General features: G+C 72.2%; 16 protein-coding genes and 1 tRNA gene. 6 read left to right on the forward strand and 11 right to left on the reverse strand.

What is annotated here, in order from left to right; translation table 11 throughout:
* Positions 1-301 precede the first annotated feature (301 nt).
* Positions 302-1,690 (reverse strand): cystathionine beta-synthase, encoded by a 1,389-nt coding sequence (locus ACZ4V6_RS25855; protein WP_467831734.1) that lies wholly within the window; start codon positions 1,688-1,690, stop codon positions 302-304.
* 168 nt (positions 1,691-1,858) lie between these two features.
* Here ACZ4V6_RS25855 and ACZ4V6_RS25860 point away from each other — a divergent pair, with 168 nt between their 5' ends.
* The 3 genes from ACZ4V6_RS25860 (at position 1,859) to ACZ4V6_RS25870 (ending at position 5,484) form a co-directional block, all read left to right on the forward strand.
* Complete coding sequence (locus tag ACZ4V6_RS25860; RefSeq protein ID WP_467831737.1) at positions 1,859-2,884, forward strand: SGNH/GDSL hydrolase family protein; 1,026 nt, start codon at positions 1,859-1,861, stop codon at positions 2,882-2,884.
* Positions 2,885-3,189: 305 nt separating this feature from the next.
* Positions 3,190-4,410, forward strand: coding sequence for an acetyl-CoA C-acetyltransferase (locus tag ACZ4V6_RS25865; RefSeq protein ID WP_467831740.1), 1,221 nt, complete (start codon positions 3,190-3,192; stop codon positions 4,408-4,410).
* 294 nt (positions 4,411-4,704) lie between these two features.
* The gene (locus tag ACZ4V6_RS25870) at positions 4,705-5,484 is read left to right on the forward strand and encodes a hypothetical protein (protein WP_467831743.1); all 780 of its coding nucleotides are present in this window, start codon (positions 4,705-4,707) and stop codon (positions 5,482-5,484) included.
* Positions 5,485-5,521: 37 nt separating this feature from the next.
* Here ACZ4V6_RS25870 and ACZ4V6_RS25875 read toward each other — a convergent pair whose 3' ends face one another.
* Entirely contained in the window at positions 5,522-5,833 is a 312-nt protein-coding gene (locus tag ACZ4V6_RS25875; RefSeq protein ID WP_467831746.1) for a hypothetical protein, read from the reverse strand.
* Positions 5,834-5,937: 104 nt separating this feature from the next.
* On the opposite strand from ACZ4V6_RS25875, the gene ACZ4V6_RS25880 reads away from it, so the two are divergent.
* On the forward strand, positions 5,938-6,165 hold the full coding sequence (locus ACZ4V6_RS25880; RefSeq protein ID WP_467831748.1) for a DUF4287 domain-containing protein: 228 nt from the start codon (positions 5,938-5,940) through the stop codon (positions 6,163-6,165).
* Between the two features lie 100 nt (positions 6,166-6,265).
* On the opposite strand, the gene ACZ4V6_RS25885 is transcribed toward ACZ4V6_RS25880, so the two are convergent.
* The 3 genes from ACZ4V6_RS25885 to ACZ4V6_RS25895 form a co-directional block, all read right to left on the reverse strand.
* Positions 6,266-7,177: a Bax inhibitor-1/YccA family protein gene (locus ACZ4V6_RS25885; RefSeq protein WP_467831751.1), complete on the reverse strand. Its 912-nt coding sequence runs from the start codon at positions 7,175-7,177 to the stop codon at positions 6,266-6,268.
* Positions 7,178-7,335: 158 nt separating this feature from the next.
* Complete coding sequence (locus tag ACZ4V6_RS25890; protein WP_467831753.1) at positions 7,336-8,520, reverse strand: 4-hydroxybenzoate 3-monooxygenase; 1,185 nt, start codon at positions 8,518-8,520, stop codon at positions 7,336-7,338.
* A gap of 859 nt (positions 8,521-9,379) precedes the next feature.
* Positions 9,380-9,463 (reverse strand) — tRNA-Leu (locus ACZ4V6_RS25895).
* Positions 9,464-9,891: 428 nt separating this feature from the next.
* Here ACZ4V6_RS25895 and ACZ4V6_RS25900 point away from each other — a divergent pair.
* Together ACZ4V6_RS25900 and ACZ4V6_RS25905 are read left to right on the forward strand one after the other, a co-directional pair.
* On the forward strand, positions 9,892-10,662 hold the full coding sequence (locus ACZ4V6_RS25900) for an ABC transporter ATP-binding protein (protein WP_467831756.1): 771 nt from the start codon (positions 9,892-9,894) through the stop codon (positions 10,660-10,662).
* Between the two features lie 74 nt (positions 10,663-10,736).
* Positions 10,737-13,268: an ABC transporter permease gene (locus ACZ4V6_RS25905; RefSeq protein WP_467831759.1), complete on the forward strand. Its 2,532-nt coding sequence runs from the start codon at positions 10,737-10,739 to the stop codon at positions 13,266-13,268.
* 76 nt (positions 13,269-13,344) lie between these two features.
* Here ACZ4V6_RS25905 and ACZ4V6_RS25910 read toward each other — a convergent pair whose 3' ends face one another.
* The 6 genes from ACZ4V6_RS25910 to eno all read right to left on the reverse strand — a co-directional run bounded on the left by ACZ4V6_RS25910 (position 13,345) and on the right by eno (position 20,125).
* The gene (locus ACZ4V6_RS25910; RefSeq protein ID WP_467831761.1) at positions 13,345-14,661 is read right to left on the reverse strand and encodes a class I SAM-dependent methyltransferase; all 1,317 of its coding nucleotides are present in this window, start codon (positions 14,659-14,661) and stop codon (positions 13,345-13,347) included.
* 240 nt (positions 14,662-14,901) lie between these two features.
* Positions 14,902-16,305: an NAD(P)/FAD-dependent oxidoreductase gene (locus tag ACZ4V6_RS25915; protein ID WP_467831763.1), complete on the reverse strand. Its 1,404-nt coding sequence runs from the start codon at positions 16,303-16,305 to the stop codon at positions 14,902-14,904.
* 418 nt (positions 16,306-16,723) lie between these two features.
* Positions 16,724-17,665, reverse strand: a complete 942-nt coding sequence (locus ACZ4V6_RS25920; protein WP_467831766.1) for a Ppx/GppA phosphatase family protein — start codon at positions 17,663-17,665, stop codon at positions 16,724-16,726.
* Positions 17,662-18,201, reverse strand: coding sequence for a DUF501 domain-containing protein (locus ACZ4V6_RS25925; RefSeq protein WP_467831768.1), 540 nt, complete (start codon positions 18,199-18,201; stop codon positions 17,662-17,664). Before ACZ4V6_RS25925 ends, ACZ4V6_RS25920 begins: the two co-directional genes overlap by 4 nt.
* 29 nt (positions 18,202-18,230) lie before the next feature.
* Complete coding sequence (locus ACZ4V6_RS25930) at positions 18,231-18,713, reverse strand: FtsB family cell division protein (protein WP_467831771.1); 483 nt, start codon at positions 18,711-18,713, stop codon at positions 18,231-18,233.
* Between the two features lie 122 nt (positions 18,714-18,835).
* Positions 18,836-20,125 carry a phosphopyruvate hydratase gene (eno, locus tag ACZ4V6_RS25935; RefSeq protein ID WP_467831774.1) on the reverse strand — a complete coding sequence of 430 codons (1,290 nt, stop codon included), beginning with the start codon at positions 20,123-20,125 and terminating at the stop codon, positions 18,836-18,838.
* Between the last annotated feature and the right edge of the window lie 221 nt (positions 20,126-20,346).

Raw genomic sequence — 20,346 nt, forward strand, 5'->3', positions numbered from 1 at the left:
CAAACCCCCACCCCCCCGTAATGGGGGGGAAAAACAAAGATGCCCCGCGTACACCCCCCCCCCCCCCCCCCCCCCCCCCCCCCGCGTCCGTGGCGTCCGTGGAGGTCCGGGAGCCGCTCCGGAAGGTCCTCGACGCCGTTCGGTGCCGGCCGGGGCGGGAAGCCTCCCCCAGTGCTCAGCGCCTGGGAGGCACCCCCACCGCCCTTGCCGACACCCCTTACTGTGCCGACCTCGTGTTAAGGGTGTGCTGCGCGGACGTGACGCGCGCGTACCACTTCCGCGAAGACCGGACGGAACCCTTCTACTTGCCCCCCTTGGCGAGGAAGGCCAGCAGGTCCTGACGGCTCACCACGCCCGTGGGCTTGCCCTCGACCAGGACGATCGCCGCGTCCGCCCTGCCGAGCACGGACATGAGGTCGGCGACCGGCTCGCCGGAGCCGACCTGCGGCAGCGGGGACGACATGTGCTTCTCCAGCGGGTCCTGGAGCGAGGCGCGCTTGGCGAACAGGGCGTCCAGCAGCTCGCGCTCCACGACCGAGCCGACGACCTCGGCGGCCATCACGTCCGGGTGGCCGGCGCCGGGCTTGACGATCGGCATCTGCGAGACGCCGTACTCGCGCAGCACCTCGATGGCCTGGCCGACGGTCTCGTCCGGGTGCATGTGGACGAGGGAGGGGATGGAGCCGCCCTCCTTGTCGTTCAGGACGTCGGCGACGCGGGCGCTGGGGCCGGCGTCCTCCAGGAAGCCGTAGTCGGCCATCCACTCGTCGTTGAAGATCTTGCTGAGGTAGCCCTTGCCGCTGTCCGGCAGCAGGACGACGACGACGTCGTCCTCGCCGAGCCGCTGGGCCACCTCCAGCGCCGCGACGACGGCCATGCCGCAGGAGCCGCCCACCAGCAGGCCCTCCTCCTTGGCGAGGCGGCGGGTCATCTGGAAGGAGTCCTTGTCGGAGACGGCGACGATCTCGTCCGCGACGTCGCGGTCGTAGGCCGTGGGCCAGAAGTCCTCGCCGACGCCCTCCACGAGGTACGGGCGTCCGGAGCCGCCGGAGTAGACGGACCCCTCGGGGTCGGCGCCGATCACCTTCACCCGGCCCTCACTGGCCTCCTTCAGGTAGCGCCCGGTGCCGGAGATGGTGCCGCCGGTGCCGACGCCGGCGACGAAGTGGGTGATCCTCCCCTCCGTCTGCTCCCACAGCTCGGGGCCGGTCGAGTGGTAGTGGGAGAGCGGGTTGTGCGGGTTGGAGTACTGGTCCGGCTTCCAGGCGCCCGGCGTCTCGCGGACCAGGCGGTCGGAGACGTTGTAGTAGGAGTCCGGGTGCTCGGGGTCGACCGCCGTCGGGCAGACGACGACCTCGGCGCCGTACGCGCGCAGCACGTTGATCTTGTCCGTGGACACCTTGTCGGGGCAGACGAAGATGCACTTGTAGCCCTTCTGCTGGGCCACGATGGCGAGGCCGACGCCCGTGTTGCCGCTGGTCGGCTCGACGATGGTGCCGCCGGGCTTCAGCTCCCCGCTCTGCTCGGCGGCCTCGATCATGCGCAGGGCGATGCGGTCCTTCACCGAGCCGCCCGGGTTGAAGTACTCCACCTTGGCCAGGACGGTCGCCCTGATGCCCTTGGTCACGCTGTTGAGCCGCACCAGCGGGGTGTTGCCGACGAGGCTGATCATCGAGTCGTGGAAATGCACCGTGGTCTCCGGATGCCGCAAAAGATGTGGTCGTGATTGGTTCCGCCAGCCTAGGGCCTGCCGGGCCGCCGATGTCCTGCGTACGTCGTTCACTCCCCGTCGAGATTGGGCGACCGTCCGTACGGGGCAAGCAGTGGGTGTACGGCTCGATGGAGGTGGCGGCGACGTATGACGAGCATGTCGAGGGCGAGGGTGGCCCGGCGGATCGCGGCCGGCGCGGCGTACGGCGGCGGCGGGATCGGAGTGGCCGGTGCGGCCGCGGTCGGTCTGCTGCTGGCGGAGGTGCAGCTGGCCAGGCGCCGGGTGGGCATCGGCACGCCCGACCGGGTGCCGAACGCGGCGGGACTGTACGGCGGCACCCTCACGACGGCCGGTGAGGCGCCGCTGCGGCTGGTGATGCTGGGCGACTCCACGGCCGCCGGGCAGGGCGTGCACCGGGCCGGCCAGACGCCGGGCGCGCTGCTGGCGTCGGGGCTCGCGGCGGTGGCCGAGCGGCCGGTGGAGCTGGCCTCGGTCGCGGTGCCGGGGGCGCGTTCGGACGACCTGGACCGGCAGGTGTCGCTGGTGCTCGCCGATCCGGGCCGGGTGCCCGACATCTGCGTGATCATGGTCGGCGCGAACGACGTCACCCACCGCATGCCGGCCACCCGCTCGGTGCGGCACCTGTCGACGGCGGTACGGCGGCTGCGCACGGCCGGCGCGGAGGTGGTGGTCGGCACCTGCCCGGACCTGGGCACGATCGAGCCGGTGCCGCAGCCGCTGCGCTGGCTGGCCCGGCGGACCTCGCGGCAGCTGGCGGCGGCGCAGACGATCGGCGTCGTGGAGCAGGGCGGGCGCACGGTGTCGCTGGGCGACCTGCTGGGCCCGGAGTTCGCCGAGAACCCGCGGGAGCTGTTCGGCCCCGACAACTACCACCCGTCCGCGGAGGGCTACGCCACGGCGGCGATGGCGGTCCTGCCGTCGGTCTGCGCGGCGCTCGGCCTGTGGCCGGCGGAGGAGGAGCGTCCCGACGTCGCACGCCGGGAGGGCTTCCTGCCGGTGGCCCGGGCGGCGGCCGAGGCCGCGGACGAGGCCGGCACGGAGGTCGCGGCGGCGACGCCCGCGGGCCCGCGGGGCCCCTGGGCCCTGCTCAAGCGCCGGCGGCGCCGGAGGGTGACGGAGGCGGAGCCGGTGACGTCGGCGCAGCCGAGGTAGGCCGGGGCGTGCCGCCCGGGGGGTGCTCCCGAGGCGTTCGGACACCGGGGGCCCGCCCGCCCGCGGCCGCACCGGCGGCGTCGTGCCCCGAGGGGGCGCGGGGAACCGCGCGACCAGCCGCACGCGCCCCGCACCCGGCCACGGCCGCACCGCCCCGCCGCACCGTGTCCGCGGAACCGCCACAGGCCCAAGCAAGCGCTTAGAAAGTTGCGGTCCATGTCACACCGCCGCACCCGTGACCCGGGCCATACGTCCGGGTAACTTCCCAACCAGCCGCCCGTTCCCGCGACGCCCCTGGAGCCGTGATGCCCGAAGCCGTGATCGTCTCAGCCGCCCGCTCCCCCATCGGCCGCGCCTTCAAGGGCTCCCTGAAGGACCTGCGCCCCGACGACCTGGCCGCCACGATCATCCAGGCCGCCCTCGCCAAGGTCCCCGAGCTGGACCCGAGGGACATCGACGACCTGATGCTCGGCTGCGGCCTGCCCGGCGGCGAGCAGGGCAACAACCTCGGCCGGATCGTCGCCGTCGAGATGGGCATGGACCACCTGCCCGGCTGCACCGTCACCCGGTACTGCTCGTCGTCCCTGCAGACCTCCCGCATGGCCCTGCACGCCATCAAGGCCGGCGAGGGCGACGTCTTCGTCTCGGCGGGCGTCGAGATGGTCTCCCGGTTCGCCAAGGGCAACTCCGACAGCCTGCCGGACACCCGCAACCCCCTCTTCGCCGAGGCCGAGGCCCGTACCGCCGAGGTCGCGCAGCAGGAGGGCACCACCTGGCACGACCCGCGCGAGGACGGCCTCGTCCCCGACCCCTACATCGCGATGGGCCAGACCGCCGAGAACCTCGCCCGCTGGAAGGGCGTCACCCGTCAGGAGATGGACGAGTTCGGCGTCCGCTCCCAGAACCTCGCCGAGGAGGCCATCAAGAACGGCTTCTGGGAGCGCGAGATCACCCCGGTCACCCTCCCCGACGGCACCGTCGTGTCCAAGGACGACGGCCCGCGCGCCGGCGTCACCCTGGAGGGCGTGGCGGGCCTCAAGCCCGTCTTCCGCCCCGACGGCCTGGTCACCGCCGGCAACTGCTGCCCGCTCAACGACGGCGCCGCCGCCCTCGTGATCATGAGTGACACCAAGGCCCGCGAGCTGGGCCTGACGCCGCTCGCCCGCATCGTCTCCACCGGCGTCTCCGGCCTCTCCCCCGAGATCATGGGCCTCGGCCCGGTCGAGGCGAGCAAGCAGGCGCTGTCCCGCGCCGGCCTGACCATCGACGACATCGACCTCGTCGAGATCAACGAGGCCTTCGCCGCGCAGGTCATCCCCTCCTACCGGGACCTGGGCATCCCGCTGGAGAAGCTGAACGTCAACGGCGGCGCCATCGCCGTCGGCCACCCCTTCGGCATGACCGGCGCCCGCATCACCGGCACGCTCATCAACTCCCTCCAGTGGCACGACAAGCAGTTCGGCCTGGAGACGATGTGCGTCGGCGGCGGCCAGGGCATGGCCATGGTCATCGAGCGCCTCAGCTGAACCGGGAACGGCCGCCGGGAAGCGGTCGGTAGCCCCCCGGAGACCCAGCGTCACCTCTCGGCCCGGAACCCCGCGGACAGCGGGGCTCCGGGCCGTTTCGTGACCCAAACTCCCCCAGGATGTGACCTACCTCTCCCGCCACCCCGGTCTACGCAGGTCAGGCCATTCCCACCGGCACCTCGCGGGTCCAAAGTCCTGCCCGTTTCGTGACGTTACGCACTGACAGACGGACAGGGCGCCCTTCAAGCTGAGGTAGGAAGTCCGGGGGTCTGACTTTGAACCGGGAGTACGTCCGTGAGCGCCATGCCGATCGCCCTGCTGCTCACCACGGCCGCCACCGGCGCCGTGGGCGTCGCCGTCCTGCGCGCCGTCCTCGTGCTGCGCCGCCAGGTCGCGGCCCTGCGCACCGAGCTGGCCGAGAGCCGCGCCGCCGCGCGGAGCCGGGTCCCGGCCGCCCGCACCACCAGCGACGCCGAGGAGATACGCGCCGCCGTCGCCGAGGCGCTCGCCGAGGAGCGCGAGCGGGAGCTGGCCGAGGCGCGTGCCTTCTGGGCCGCCCAGGAGTCCCGCGACGCCTCCGACGCCCCCCTGCTGCTCGGCCTGTCCGACAGCGAGCTGTTCCTGCCCCGGCAGGCCGACCTCGTGGGCCTGGAGCCGGTGGCCGAGCCGGGCGCGGACGCCGACGAACCGGCCGGGGAGTCCGCCGAGCTGGCCGCGGCCCGGCGCCGGCACCCCTCGCACCCGGACTTCGTGCCGAACCCGGCGCCGGCCGTGAACGACCACGAGCGCACCGTCGCCGCGCTGGAGGAGCTGGCCGCCTCGCACGTCGCGCTGGCGGACGTCCGCCCGGGTCCGCTCGGCACGCTCGACGTGTACGTCTTCGCCGACGGCACCACCCTGTGCATGACGCCGGGCCACCGCGAGACCGCGGAGCGCCTGGCCGCCGCCCTGCACGCGGGGCGGACACCGTACCTCCTGGGCGGCTCGGGCATCTCCGGCGCCTACACGCTGACCTTCGCGTGCGGCGAGGAGAACGTCTACATCCTGGCGGACCGGGTCATCGCGTCCCTGTAGTCCCGGTGGCCCCTGCGGCCCGGTGCTCCCGCCGTCCTCACACCCCGGCCCGCTTGCGGGCCTCCTCCACCAGCAGCACCGCCTCCCGGACCTGCTCCGGGTCCGTCAGGACGACGGCCAGGTCGTGCGCGGCGACGGCGATCTGGTCGGCGGCGGCGAACATCCCCGCGTCCGGCATCCGGCGCGGCTCGGCGTCCGGTTCCTCGGCGAGCTGGGCGCGCCGGGACAGTTCCCTGGCCAGCTCCAGCGCCTCGGCGGCGGCCCCGCGTTGCAGTCTGCTCTGCGGGGCGGCCCGCAACCGGTCGGCGAAGTCGTCCACGGCACGGGTCAAAGGCGTCGTATCAACCACGGCGCGAGCGTACGCGGCGCTCCGGGACCGTCGCCAACGGGCGGACGCTCAGGCACGGTGACCCGAAGGACCGGCTCCGCGTCCCCTTCCGCCCAAAGGCGCCGATGTCCCGCGTCTCCTCCGAGGAGACCCGTCGCCATCCGCTCGTCCGCGCCCCCCACTGCACCGGCCGCGCGATCTCCGACCGGCTGCGCACCGTCGAGGACGGACCCGCTCCCCGCCTCGAGGAGAGGGCCGGCCGGCTCCGTCGCGAACAGGGCCTCGCCCACGGTCACGCCGAGGCGGTCATCCGCGAGTACGGACCGAGGAGGGCCGCGCGCCGGCTGCCGTGAGCGTGCGCCGTCCCGTCGGCGGTGACGACGAAGGGGCCCCGGGCACGGTGCCCGGGGCCCCTTCACGCGGCGCTCCGACGTGCGGTGCGCGGCGGCCGCGTCAGTCGCTGCTGTTGAGGATCGAGATGAGCCGCAGGAACTCCATGTAGATCCACACCAGCGTCAGCGTGAGGCCGAAGGCGGCGAGCCAGGCCTCCTCGCGCGGGGCACCGTAGGCGATGCCGTCCTCGACCTGCTTGAAGTCCAGGGCGAGGAAGCAGGCGCCGAGGATGACGCCGATGACGCCGAAGACGACACCGAGGGCGCCGCTGCGGAAGCCGAGGCCGTCGCCGCCGCCGAAGACGGCGAACAGCACGTTCACCAGCATCAGGAAGACGAAGCCGAGCGTGGCCGCCATCACGAAGCCGTAGAAGCGCCGGTTGACGCGGATCCAGCCGGCCTTGTAGGCGATCAGCACACCGGCGAAGACCGCCATCGTGCCGATCACGGCCTGCATGGCCGCGCCGTCGGCGATGCGGTTGTCGACGACGCTGGAGACGACGCCGAGGAACACGCCCTCGAACGCCGCGTAGGCCAGGATCAGCGCGGGCGACGCCTTGCGCTTGAAGGACTGCACGAACGCCAGCACCATGCCGATCAGCGCGGCGCCGATGCCGATGCCGTACGACCGGGTGATGTGGGCGTCGTCGACCGGCAGCAGCGCCCAGGCGAGCGCGGCGGTGACGATGAGGACACCGAGCGTGGATCCGGTGCGGACGACGACGTCGTCGATCGTCATCCGGCCGGTGGTCGCCGGCGCCTGCGGCGGCGCGCCGTACTGCTGGCCCTGCTGTGCGTACGGGTTCTGCGCGTAGGGGTTGCCGGCGGGCTGGGCGTACGGGGTGCCCTGCGCGTACGGGTTGCCCTGCGTGGCGACGGCGGGACCCCCGGCCTGCGGCGCGGCGTCGAAGCCCGCGTAGCCGTTGTCGCGGCTGAACCCCCGTCGCGAGAAGACCGGGTTTCTGCTCCTCATTTCACTCCTCCATGGCCACACTGCGCAGCCTTGGCCTAAGAGTAATAGAACGGCAAAGGATTGACCCTACTGCTTGGGGAGGATCTTTCCCTCGTCCTGTCGCGCAACACGCCAAGGAGAACGGTGATTCCCCTCACGGGCGGGGCCGCACCCGGGATTCACCCGATCGGGAAGCCGGTGTAGGCCTCGGCCAGGTCGGTCTCGGCGGCGCGGGAGGAGGCGATCCGGTCCAGGCGCGCCACCTGGAGGCGGTCGTCGAAGGGCGTGGCGTCGGGGGCGCGGTGCAGGAGGGTCGTCATGTCGTACGAGAACCGCTCGGCCTGCCACACCCGGCGCAGGCAGGTGGCGGAGTAGGCGTCGAGCAGCTCGGCGGAGCCCGTCTCCCGCTGGTGCGTCAGGGCGCGGGCGAAGGTGACGACGTCGCCGACGGCGAGGTTGAGGCCCTTGGCGCCGGTGGGCGGCACGATGTGCGCGGCGTCGCCGGCCAGGAAGAGGCGGCCGTGCCGCATGGGCTCGTGGACGTAGGAGCGCATGGGGGTGACGGACTTCTGGGTGATGGGGCCGCGCCGCAGCGTCCAGTCGTCGTCCGTCTCGAAGCGGCGTTCCAGCTCGTCCCAGATCTCCTCGTCGCCCCACGCCTCGGCGTCGGTGCCCTCGGGCACCTGGAGGTAGAGGCGGGAGACGGACGGGGAGCGCATGGACAGCAGGGCGAAGCCGCGGTCGTGGCGGGCGTAGACCAGCTCGTCGTGGGAGGGGGCCACGTCGGCGAGGACGCCGAGCCAGCCGAAGGGGTACGTCCGCTCGAAGGCGCGGCCCCGTCCGGCCGGGACCGCCTGGCGGGCCACGCCCCAGAAGCCGTCGCAGCCGACGACGTAGTCGCACTCCAGGACGTCCTGCGCGCCGTCCGCGCCGCCGTGCCGGAAGCGGACGCGCGGGTGGTCGGTGGCGGCGTCCTCGACGGCCAGCGCCTCCGTCTCGAACAGCAGCGGGCCGCCCTCCTCCAGCTGGAGCGCGATGAGGTCCTTGCAGACCTCGGTCTGGGCGTAGACCATCACGGACCGGCCGCCGGTGAGGGCGGGGAAGTCGACGCGGTGGCGCCGCTTGTCGAAACGCAGCTCGATGCCGTCGTGGCGCAGCCCCTCGCGGTCCATCCGCTCCGCCGCGCCGGCCGCGCGCAGGACGTCCACCGTGCCCTGCTCCAGGATCCCGGCGCGCTGACGCCGCTCGACGTAGGCGCGGTCGCGGCTCTCCAGGACGACCGAGTCGATCCCGGCGTTGTGGAGCAGCCGGGCGAGCAGGAGTCCGGCGGGGCCGGCCCCGATGATGCCGACGGTGGTGCGCATCGGTCGTTCCCTTCGATTGGCGTCGTCGCGGGGGCTGTTCGCATGTTGTTCGCGTGGTGAAAATTCCTTCACGGATTTCCGCGCTGAGTCTCGACCCCCCGCCGCCCGCTGTCAACGGTTGCGGACCGGTTCACGCGGAAGACCCCGTCACCGCGGGCTGCCGCCCCCGCCTCGACCGACGCCGGCGGCAGCCCGGTGCCCTCCGGTGTCATCGCCGGGGGACCGCCCTCCCGGCGGCGTTCACCCCGGGCGTCGCCCGCTCCCGCGGCGTCCCGGCCGACCGCTCGGCGCCCGCCTCCGGCGCCCGCGGTCTCGACGGTCTCCACCCGGCGCCCTCGCCGCCCGCGGCGCTGCGGGCGGCGGCCCGGAACCGGCCACGGGCGTGCCGGGCGCCACGACGGCCGCCCACTCGCGGCGCTCGCCCCCCGCCGTGTACGTCACCGGGCGCGACGACGAGGCGCCGCGCCGCGGACTGCCGCGGCGGGCGTGACCGTGTCCGGCCCGGTCGAAGTGATCCCTCCGGCGCACCGGCTGCGGGTCTGCGCCGTGCTCGCGGCGGTCGCCCTCCTGGAGCCCTCCGCGGCCGTGACGCCCTCGAAGTCAGCGGCTCCGTTCCGGGCAAGCAGGCCGAGGTGCCGCAGGCGGCCGGTTACGCGACCGTGCGCAGAACCTCCGTGAACTCCCGCGTCCGCGCCTGGCTCGCCCTGACCGGGACCGGCCGGCAGGCGCTCGCCGGTCACCTCGCGCAACCGCGCCGCGAAGCCGTCCTCGCCGGCCCGGCCGCACGACGGTGACGTCCCGGTGTCCGGCGTGACCGCCCCCACCAATCCCCTCGCCGGGGATGCGGCATCAAGGTGAGTGCCCGGAGCCGGACTTGAACCGGCACGCCCGCGAAGGGGCAGCGAGGTTTAAGCTCGCCGTGTCTGCATTCCACCATCCGGGCAGGCCATGGGCACCGCGTCGAGTGTCCCGACCCTATCGGGACGCACCCCTCCGGCAGTGGTCGGGCGGACCGATGTTGTCTTATTTTATTGGCGCCTGAGGGGGCATCAGCTCTGTGGGCAGGCCATCCGCACTTGCCAGCAGCCTTGCGCGCGACGGCCGGCCGCACGTGCGGAATGACGGAATTTCACCGTCTCTACAAGGACGCCCGCCCTGTTCTCGCGCCCACGTGCGACGACGGGCCGCCGGGGCCCCGCCGGAAGCGCCCGTCAGGGTGGCCCGTCATCCGCAGGTATGACACCGGCCGCGGCCGTCCGACCTCAGTCGCCCCCCGAAACCGGAACAGCGGCTGACTACACGGCGGCCCCCGGCCGGGACGATGGATGACGTCCCCGAGCACATCGCCGTACCGACAGGAGCACCCTCCCCGTGACCACCGCACCCACCGCCGACCGGTCCACCACCGTGGCCGCGCGCGCCACGGAGCTTTCCAAGATCTACGGCCAGGGCGAGACCCAGGTGGTCGCCCTCGACCGTGTCTCCGTCGACTTCCGGCAGGCCGAGTTCACCGCGATCATGGGCCCCTCCGGCTCCGGCAAGTCCACGCTGATGCACTGCGTCGCCGGGCTGGACACCTTCTCCTCCGGTTCGGTGCGCATCGGTGACACCGAGCTGGGCTCGCTGAAGGACAAGCAGCTCACCAAGTTGCGCCGGGACAAGATCGGCTTCATCTTCCAGGCGTTCAACCTGCTGCCGACGCTGACCGCGCTGGAGAACATCACCCTCCCGATGGACATCGCGGGCCGCAAGCCGGACAAGCAGTGGCTGGACTCCGTGATCCAGATGGTCGGCCTGTCCGGCCGGCTCGGCCACCGTCCCTCCCAGCTCTCCGGCGGCCAGCAGCAGCGTGTCGCCGTGGCCCGGGCACTGGCCTCCCGGCCGGAGATCATCTTCGGTGACGAGCCGACCGGGAACCTCGACTCCCGCTCGGGCGCCGAGGTGCTGGGCTTCCTGCGCAACTCCGTGCGGCAGATGGGGCAGACGGTCGTGATGGTCACCCACGACCCGGTGGCCGCCGCCTACGCGGACCGGGTGGTCTTCCTGGCCGACGGGCGCATCGTCGACGAGCTGTACGGGCCGACGGCCGACTCGGTGCTGGACCGCATGAAGCGGTTCGACGCCAAGGGCCGCACCAGCTGACACCCGGCTCCGCGCACCGCGCCGGCTGACGCCCCACCGCCTCCCACTTCCGTACGTCTGGACGAAGTAGACCCATGTTCCGTACCGCCTTGCGCAACGTCTTCGCGCACAAGGCCAGGCTGTTGATGACCGTGCTCGCCGTGATGCTCGGCGTGGCGTTCGTCTCCGGCACCCTGGTCTTCGCCGACACCCTCTCCAACGCCTTCCGCAACCAGTCGGCGAAGAGCTACGACGACGTCGCCGTCGCCGTCACCTCGTACGCCGACGCGGACGCCTCCGAGGAGGAGTACGGCCTCTCCGGCGAGGTCCTCGAACGGATCTCCGCCGTCGACGGCGTCGCCGGGGTGTACGGCCGCGTCGAGGGCTTCGCCGGGGTCGCCGACCCCGACGGGAAGCTGATCGGCGTCGGCTGGTCCAACAAGGGATCCAACTTCGCGCCCGGCAAGGACGGCAAGGACGCCGCCTACACCTTCACCGACGGCTCCGGCCCGGTGAGGGACGACCAGATCGCCCTGGACGAGGACTCCGCCGCCAAGGGCGAGTACGAGGTCGGCGACCGGGTGCGCGTGGCGACCAACGGCCCGGTGAAGGAGTACACCCTCAGCGGCGTGTTCACCACCGAGGACGGCGCCGTCAACGCCGGCGGCAGCCTCGTCCTCTTCGACACCGCCGTCGCCCAGAAGCAGTACCTCCGGCCGGGCTACTTCGAGAGCGCCACCGTCACCGCCGCGCCCGGCGCCGACGACGCGAAGATCCTGGACGCGGTCGAGCCGCTGCTGCCCGGCTCGGCCGAGGCCCGGACCGGCGCGGCGCTCGCCGACGAGCAGGCCGAGCAGATCGAACGGGGCCTGGGCAACCTCAAGCAGGTCCTGCTCGGCTTCGCGGGCATCGCGCTCTTCGTCGGGATCTTCCTGATCTCCAACACGTTCACGATGCTGGTCGCCCAGCGCACCAAGGAGATCGCCCTGATGCGCGCCGTCGGCGCGTCCCGCCGGCAGATCACCCGCTCGGTGCTCGCCGAGGCCTCGCTGGTGGGTCTGGTCGCCTCGGCCGTCGGCTTCGTCCTCGGCGTCGGTCTGGCCGTCGGGCTGCGCTCCGGCATGACCGCGTTCGACATGAAGATGCCGAACGGTCCGCTGGTCCTGTCCGCCACGCCGGTGGTCGCGGCGTTCGCGGTGGGCGTGCTGATCACGGTGTTCGCCGCCTGGCTGCCCGGCCGCCGGGCCGCGAAGATCCCGCCGGTGGCGGCCATGAACAGCGTCCACGCGGTGGCCACCACCAAGTCGCTGGTGGTGCGCAACTCCATCGGCGCCGCCGTCACCGCCCTCGGCGCGGCGTTGATCGTGGCGGGTGCCTCGACCGGCGGCGACGACGGCCGGATGTACATCGGGGCGGGCGCGTTCCTCGCGCTGATCGGCGTGATCGTCCTGATCCCGCTGCTGTCCCGGCCCGTGATCGCGCTCGTCCGCCCGCTGCTCGTCGGCCCGTTCGGGGTGGCGGGCAAGCTGGCCGGCCAGAACGCGGTCCGCAACCCGCGCCGCACCGGGGCCACCGCCTCGGCGCTGGCGATCGGCCTGACGCTGGTGACCGGCCTGTCGGTGCTCGGCGTCACGGTCGGCGCGGCCATCGACAAGATGACCACCGACAACATCAGGGCCGACTACATGGTCACGATGGCCAACGGCGGTGACCTCGACCGGTCCGCGCTGACGGCGCTGGAGAAGGCCCGGGGCGTGTCCGCGGTCTCGCCGCAGCAGGACACCTACTTCCGGATCGACGGCGACTTCGTGTCCGCCTCGGCGGTCACCCCCGGCGACATCGAGAAGGTCCTCAGCGTCGACGTCGTCAGCGGCAGCGCGGGCTCGCTCGCCCAGGGCCGGATCGCGGTCGCCGAGAAGACGGCGAAGAGCAGGGGCTGGAAGACCGGCGACACCGTCCCCGTCACCTTCGACGACGACGAGAAGGCCACGCTGACGGTCGGCGCCGTCTACAAGGACAGCGAGTTCCTCTCCCCCGTCCTCGTCGACCGGAGGATCGCGGACCTGCACGAGACGAAGCCGTCCATCCGGCAGATCTTCGTGAAGGTCGACGGCGGTCAGTCCGCGGCGAACGAGAAGGTCCTCGTCGACGCGCTGGGCGACAACCCCGCGATCACCGTGATGGACCGGCAGGACATCCGCGACGAGTTCGGCGGCGCCATCAACACCCTGCTGAACGTCATGTACGGCCTGCTGGCGATGGCCCTGATCATCGCGGTGCTGGGCGTCGTCAACACCCTCGCCATGTCCGTCTTCGAACGGCAGCAGGAGATCGGCATGCTGCGCGCCATCGGCCTGGACCGGCGCCGGGTGAAGCGGATGGTCCGGCTGGAGGCCGTCGTCATCTCGGTGTTCGGCGCGGTGGTCGGCATCGGCCTCGGCACGTTCCTCGGCTGGGCGATCGGCGAGACGATCGCCGACCAGATCCCGGGGTACGCGCTGGTCCTGCCCTGGGACCGGATCGGGATCTTCCTGGTGCTGGCCGGTCTGGTGGGCGTCCTGGCCGCGATGTGGCCGGCCCGCAACGCCGCCCGGCTGAACATGCTGAACGCGATCAAGGCGGAGTGACCTCGCCGCGCCGCGGCACACCGGAGGGCCGGACTCCCCCGCGGCGGGGAGCCCGGCCCTCCGGGTCGTGTCCGGGTCAGGCGCGGCCGGGCGCGCCCCACACACGGGCCCGCAACGGCATCCCGGAGGCGCCCGAGTCCGGCGTGCGGACGGCGAGGACCTGGTTGACGCCGATGCGGTTGCGCTCGAAGGCGAGCGCGGAGGCGGCCATGTACAGGCGCCAGACGCGGGCCCGGCCGGGGGTGACCAGCCGGGTGGCCTCCTCCCACCCGGACTCCAGGTTGGCGACCCAGCGGCGCAGGGTGAGCGCGTAGTGCTCGCGGATCGACTCCACGTCGCGCACCTCGAACCCGGCGCGCTCCAGCTGGGTGACGGTGGTGCCGACGGGGGCCAGCTCGCCGTCGGGGAAGACGTAGGAGTCGATGAACTCGTCCACGCTGTAGGCGGACTCGTCCTGCTGGGGGCGGCGGGCGATCTGGTGGTTCAGCAGCCGTCCGCCGGGCTTGAGGAGCCGGTACAGGTCGACGGCGTACTCCAGGTACCGCTCGGCGCCGACGTGCTCGGCCATGCCGATGGACGAGATCGCGTCGTACGGCCCGTCGGCGACGTCCCGGTAGTCCTGGACGCGGATCTCCACCCGGTCGGTGAGCCCCTCGTCGGCGACCCGCTTGCGCGCGTAGGCGGCCTGTTCCTGCGACAGCGTCACCCCGACGACGCTCACGCCGTGCTCGCGGGCGGCGTGGACGGCCATGGAGCCCCAGCCGCAGCCGACGTCGAGGAGGCGCTGACCGGCCGCGAGGCCGAGCTTGCGGCAGACGAGTTCGAGCTTGTCGCGCTGGGCGGTCTCCAGGGTGCCGCCCTCGGCCTCGGGGGCGGACCAGTAGGCGCAGGAGTACACCATGGACGGGCCGAGGACGAGCTCGTAGAAGTCGTTGCCGACGTCGTAGTGGTGGCTGATGGCCCGCTTGTCGCTGCGCTTGGTGTGCAGGTGGCCGCGGGCCCTGCGGATCTCCTCCTGCGGCGGCGCGGGCGGCAGCGGCGGACCGGCGAGCCTCACGAGCCCGCGTACGGCGGACCGGACCTCGGGGTCGCGGAGGGAGGCGACCAGCCCCCGGGCGTCCTCGTCGCGCTCCCAGACGAGGCCGGCGAGCAGGTCGAGGACGGCGTAGAGGTCCCCCTCGATGTCGAGGTCCCCGGCCACCCAGGCCCGGGCCAGGCCCAGTTCGCCCGGCTTGAACAGCAGGCGGCGCAGTGCCCGGCGGCGACGGACGACGAGCGTCGGTGCACCCGGCGGCCCCGCCTGCGAACCGTCCCAGGCGCGAACGCGCACCGGGAGCGGCGCCCCCAGCAACTGTTCGAAGAGGTTCTGCAGCCGCAGCGCGGCGTCAGCCATGGCGTACCTCCGTGACGAGCGATCCCGGAATGTCCTGACACCACGTAAACACCTGGTGGCCCGACATACAGTCCCCGGCACGCGTTACGAACGGGCAAAATACGTGTACACGCCACGTTTTTGTCGCCCCGTCGGCGCAACGGCCGGGGACGGCGGCCCGGGCACGCCGAAGGGGCCGCCCGCACCACGGATGGCGGGCGGCCCCTTCGGGGAGCTGTCAGAACGGGGGGTGACCGGGGGTCAGGAGGCCTTGGCCTCGGTCTTCTCCGCCGGCTTCTCGCTCTTGTCGGCCTTCGGCGCGGCGGCCGGGGCCGGCTTGGCGGCCTCGTAGAACTCCTCGCGCGGGGTCTCGATCGCGCCGAGGGAGACGACCTCGCGCTTGAGGAACATCCCGAGCGTCCAGTCCGCGAACACGCGGATCTTCCGGTTCCAGGTCGGCATCGCGAGACCGTGGTATCCGCGGTGCATGTACCAGGCGAGACGTCCCTTGAGCTTGATCTTCATCTTGCCCATGACGATCATCGCGACGCCCTTGTGCAGGCCGAGGCCCGCCACCGCGCCCTTGTTGGCGTGGCTGTACTCCTTCTGCGGGAAGCCCCGCATGCCGGAGACCACGTTGTCGCCGAGGACCTTGGCCTGGCGCAGCGCGTGCTGGGCGTTCGGCGGGCACCAGGCGTTCTCGTTGCCCGCCTTGCGGCCGACCAGGTCCGGGACCTGGGCGTTGTCGCCCGCGGCCCAGATGTAGTCGGTGCCCTTGACCTGGAGGGTGGGCTCGCAGTCGACGTGACCGCGGGGGCCCAGCGGCAGGCCGAAGCGGGACAGGGCCGGGTTCGGCTTGACGCCGGCCGTCCACACGATGGTGTTGGAGTCGACCTCGAGGCCGTTCTTCAGCACCACGTGGCCGTCGACGCAGGAGTCCATGGAGGTGGACAGGTAGACCTCGACGCCGCGGCCCTCGAGGTGCTCCTTGCCGTACTGGCCGAGCTTCGGGCCGACCTCGGGAAGGATCTTGTCGGCGGCGTCGACGAGGATGAAGCGCATGTCCTCGCGGGACACGTTCTTGTAGTACTTGGCCGCGTCGCGGGCCATGTCCTCGACCTCACCGATGGTCTCCGCGCCGGCGAAGCCGCCGCCGATGAAGACGAAGGTGAGCGCCTTGCGGCGGATCTCCTCGTCGGTGGTGGAGTCGGCCTTGTCCAGCTGCTCCAGGACGTGGTTGCGCAGGCCGATGGACTCCTCGATGCCCTTCATGCCGATGCCCTGCTCGGCGAGGCCGGGGATCGGGAAGGTGCGGGAGACCGCGCCCATGGCGATGACCAGGTAGTCGAAGGGCAGCTCGTACGCCTCGCCCACCAGCGGGGCGATCGTGGCGACCTTGCGGTCCTGGTCGATGGTGGTGACCCGGCCGGTGAGGACCTCCGCCTTCGGAAGCACGCGTCGCAGGGGGACGACGACGTGCCGCGGGGAGATGTTGCCGGCGGCGGCTTCGGGGAGGAAGGGCTGGTAGGTCATGTACGACCGCGGGTCGACGACGGTGACGGTCGCCTCGCCGTAACGCATCTTCTTCTGGATGCGTCGAGCTGCGTACAGGCCTACGTACCCACCGCCTACTACGAGGATCCTGGGACGCTCCGTGGTGCTCATGGCATCGAGTATCCACCCGCCCCAGGGGGGTGGATCGTGCGCCCCTTCACAAGCTTCGGTGGAGGCTGTGCTACCATCCGCCGCCCACGTGACGGAGATCATGGCGCGGTCAGGAACCAGCGTGTAGGGCGCCCCGTTGTCAATGCCGCGTGAGCTGCCGCTCCGCGCCGCGGAGGGCGGTGGACCGGCCCTCGGCGGACCCCCTCCGGGGCCCCTTCGGAGCACCGTCCTGAACACGTTCAAAGGGCAGTTGAACCCCCAAAAGGGTCAACCGACGGACTTTCACCGCCCGACGGGCCCCAAATCCTTGTGAAGAACTTCACGAAGTTTCCCGACGGGATGTCGCCGGAGGCCCCTCACGGGGCCCCCGGACGCGCTCAAACGTCGTCCGGCCTGCTCAGGAAGCCACCGCGGACGCCTACGCCACCGACCACGCGATGCCGTCGAGGATGTCGTGCTCGCTCACGACGACCTCCTCCGCGCCCGTCCGTTCCATGATCGCCAGGAGCACCAGCGCCCCGGCCCCGATCACGTCGACGCGGCCCGGGTGCATCGAGGGCACCGCGGCGCGCTCGGCGTGGGTGGAGCGCAGCAGCCAGTCCGTGACCTCGCGGACCCGGTCCCGGGACACCCGGGAGTGGTGGATGGCGGCCGAGTCGTACTCCGGCAGCTCCTGCGCGATCGCCGACACCGTCGTCACCGAGCCGGCCAGCCCGACCAGCGTGCGCGCCTCGCGCAGCGGCACGGTCCGCTCGGCGAGGTCCAGGGCCGCCTCGACGTCGGCCCGTACGGCCGCGATCTGCTCCTCGGTGGGCGGGTCGGTCACCGCGCCGTCGCGGACCAGGTGCCGCTCCGTCATCCGGACGCAGCCGACGTCCACGGACCGGGCGGCCCGCACGCGGTCGTCGCCGACGACGAACTCGGTCGAGCCGCCGCCGATGTCCACGACCAGGTAGGGCCTGCCGAGGTCCGCGCGGCCGGTCAGCTCCTTCGTCGCGCCGGTGAAGGAGAACTCGGCCTCCTGGTCGCCGGAGATGACCTCCGGCTCCACGCCGAGGATGTCCAGCACCCCCTGCACGAACTCGTCCCGGTTCTCCGCGTCCCGGGAGGCGGAGGTCGCCACGAAGCGCAGCCGCTCGGCCTCGTGCTCCCTGATGACCTCCGCGTACTCGCGGCAGGCGGCGAACGTCCGCTCCAGCGCCTCGGGCGCCAGCCGCCCGGTGCGGTCGACGCCCTGCCCCAGCCGCACGATGGTCATGCGCCGGTCCAGTTCGGTCAGCTCGCCCGTCGCCGGGTCCGCGTCGGCCACCAGGAGCCGGATGGAGTTCGTACCGCAGTCGACGGCGGCGACACGGGTCACTTGCCGTCCTCCCCGCAGGTCTCGGGGACCGTCACGCACGGTCCCTTGCGCCACCACTGGGGCAGCATCGCGATCGCCTCGTCGCCCAGCGGGTTGACGCCGGGGCCGGCCGCCAGCGAGTGGGCCACCAGCACGTGCAGGCACTTCACCCGGTCCGGCATGCCGCCCGCGCTCGGGAAGCCGGTCAGCTCCTCGATCTCGTCGCGGCGCCGGATGTAGTCCTCGTGCGCGGCCCGGTAGGCGTCGGCCAGCTCCGGGTCGGCGGCGAGGCGCTCGGTCATCTCCTTCATCACGCCGTTCGCCTCCAGCGTGCCGATCGCGGAGGCCGCCCTCGGGCAGGTCAGGTAGTACAGCGTGGGGAAGGGCGTGCCGTCGGGCAGCCGCGGCGCCGTCTCCACGACGTCCGGCTGTCCGCACGGGCAGCGGTGCGCGATGGCGCGCAGGCCGCGCGGCGGACGCCCGAGCTGCTGCTTGAAGGCCTCCACGTCCGCGTCGCTGGGCTCGGTGCGCGGGGTGGTGGGCGGGGGAGTCTGCATGACTGTCTTCTGCTGGTCTTCCTGTTGAGTCACTGCCGGTGGGCGGCGGCGTCGGCCTTGTCGACCCCGTCCCACACGTTCCGGTACCAGGGACGGCCGGCCGCCCCGACGTCGGCGCGCGACTGCTCGGCCGCGTGCGGGTCGACGACGATGAACCCCGTCTCCCCCGGCATCACGTAGTGCAGCCGCAGGCGGATCTGCTGCTCGGCGTACGCGTCGTCCTGCCAGCGTGCCTTGAGGTCGCGCAGGTCCTCCACCCGCTGGCGGGTCCGTGCCTGCTCCTCGCGCAGGTCGGCGATCTCCGCGCGCTGGGCGACGTACTGCCGTATCGGGTAGGCGAGCGCCACGACGAGCGAGCACAGCACCATCGCGAGCAGCGCCGCCCGGCCGGTCAGGCGGGAACGGCGGGCCTGGCGCCTGGTCTGCGAGCGGTAGACCCGGGCCGCGGTCTGTTCCCCGATGATCCGGATCCTGGTCGCGGTGGAGAAACGGTCCCGGTCCTTCACCGCCATGTCCCCGCCTCCGCCTTCGTGGTCGTCATACGTGCGTACGTCCCCGCACACGGTACGGGACCGGGTACGGGGACGTACGTACGACGCTTCCTACAGGGGTGGCACTTCGGCCCCCGCCGTGCCTACTGGCCCGCGGACCGGAACCGCGGGAAGGCGCTGCGGCCGGCGTACACCGCGGCGTCGTCGAGGATCTCCTCGATGCGCAGCAGCTGGTTGTACTTGGCGACGCGCTCGGAGCGGGCCGGGGCACCGGTCTTGATCTGGCCGCAGTTGGTGGCGACGGCCAGGTCGGCGATGGTGACGTCCTCGGTCTCGCCCGAACGGTGGGACATCATGCACTTGAAGCCGTTGCGCTGGGCCAGCTCCACGGCGTCCAGGGTCTCGGTCAGCGAACCGATCTGGTTGACCTTGACCAGCAGGGCGTTGGCGGCGCCCTCCTCGATGCCGCGGGCCAGGCGCTCGGGGTTGGTGACGAACAGGTCGTCACCGACGAGCTGGACCTTGTCACCGAGCTTGTCGGTGATGGTCTTCCAGCCCTCCCAGTCGTCCTCGAACAGCGGGTCCTCGATGGAGACCAGCGGGTACGCCTCGACCAGCTCGGCGTAGTACTCGGTCATCTCGGCGGCCGAGCGCTGCTTGCCCTCGAAGGTGTAGGAGCCGTCCTTGTAGAACTCGGACGCGGCGACGTCGAGGGCGAGCGCGATCTGCTCGCCCGGGGTGTAGCCGGCCTCCTTGACGGCCTCGAGGATGAGGTCGAGGGCCTCGCGGTTGGAGCCGAGGTTCGGGGCGAAGCCGCCCTCGTCGCCGAGGCCGGTGGCCAGGCCCTTGCCCTTCAGCACCTTCTTGAGGGTGTGGTAGACCTCGGTGCCCCAGCGCAGCGCCTCGGAGAAGGACTCCGCGCCGATCGGGGCGATCATGAACTCCTGGATGTCCACGTTGGAGTCGGCGTGCGAGCCGCCGTTCAGGATGTTCATCATCGGCACCGGCAGCAGGTGCGCGTTCGGGCCGCCCAGGTAGCGGAAGAGCGGCAGGTCGCTGGCCTCGGAGGCGGCGTGGGCGACGGCGAGCGAGACGCCGAGGATGGCGTTGGCGCCCAGCGAGCCCTTGTTGTCGGTGGCGTCCAGGTCGAACATGGCCTGGTCGATCAGGCGCTGCTCGGTGGCGTCGTAGCCGACCAGCTCCGGGCCGATCTGCTCGATGACGGCGAGGACGGCCTTCTCGACGCCCTTGCCCTGGTAGCGGTTGGGGTCGCCGTCACGGAGCTCGATGGCCTCGAAGGCACCGGTGGAGGCACCGGACGGAACGGCGGCACGCCCCGTGCTGCCGTCGTCGAGGCCGACCTCGACCTCGACCGTGGGGTTGCCTCGGGAGTCCAGGATTTCCCGGGCTACGACGACGTCGATGGACGGCACGAGCATCTCCTTCTTCGATGTGACGCTTCGGTGTGACGCGGGTCCGCAGGACCGCAGCGGCTCTGCGGGACGAGCCTAACCGGCTCCGGGCGATCGGCCAGCCGGTCGCCCACCCGATGGACAGAACCGAGCGTAAATTGTTTCCGAACGGAACAAAGACCGTTCGCGGAAACCCGGGGAACCTTCCGGCCCCGGGACGCGAAAAACCCGCCCCGGTGCGT

The organism is Streptomyces sp. NPDC029152 (assembly GCF_055564355.1).

Bases quoted from the DNA above. Each gene is read 5' to 3' on its own strand.
- ACZ4V6_RS25860 (WP_467831737.1), top strand. From the start codon at position 1,859: ATGACGAGCATGTCGAGGGCGAGGGTGGCCCGGCGGATCGCGGCCGGC.
- ACZ4V6_RS25865 (WP_467831740.1), top strand. From the start codon at position 3,190: ATGCCCGAAGCCGTGATCGTCTCAGCCGCCCGCTCCCCCATCGGCCGC.
- ACZ4V6_RS25880 (WP_467831748.1), top strand. From the start codon at position 5,938: ATGTCCCGCGTCTCCTCCGAGGAGACCCGTCGCCATCCGCTCGTCCGC.
- ACZ4V6_RS25885 (WP_467831751.1), bottom strand. From the start codon at position 7,177: ATGAGGAGCAGAAACCCGGTCTTCTCGCGACGGGGGTTCAGCCGCGAC.
- ACZ4V6_RS25890 (WP_467831753.1), bottom strand. From the start codon at position 8,520: ATGCGCACCACCGTCGGCATCATCGGGGCCGGCCCCGCCGGACTCCTG.
- ACZ4V6_RS25905 (WP_467831759.1), top strand. From the start codon at position 10,737: ATGTTCCGTACCGCCTTGCGCAACGTCTTCGCGCACAAGGCCAGGCTG.
- ACZ4V6_RS25910 (WP_467831761.1), bottom strand. From the start codon at position 14,661: ATGGCTGACGCCGCGCTGCGGCTGCAGAACCTCTTCGAACAGTTGCTG.
- ACZ4V6_RS25915 (WP_467831763.1), bottom strand. From the start codon at position 16,305: ATGAGCACCACGGAGCGTCCCAGGATCCTCGTAGTAGGCGGTGGGTAC.
- ACZ4V6_RS25925 (WP_467831768.1), bottom strand. From the start codon at position 18,201: ATGCAGACTCCCCCGCCCACCACCCCGCGCACCGAGCCCAGCGACGCG.
- ACZ4V6_RS25930 (WP_467831771.1), bottom strand. From the start codon at position 18,713: ATGGCGGTGAAGGACCGGGACCGTTTCTCCACCGCGACCAGGATCCGG.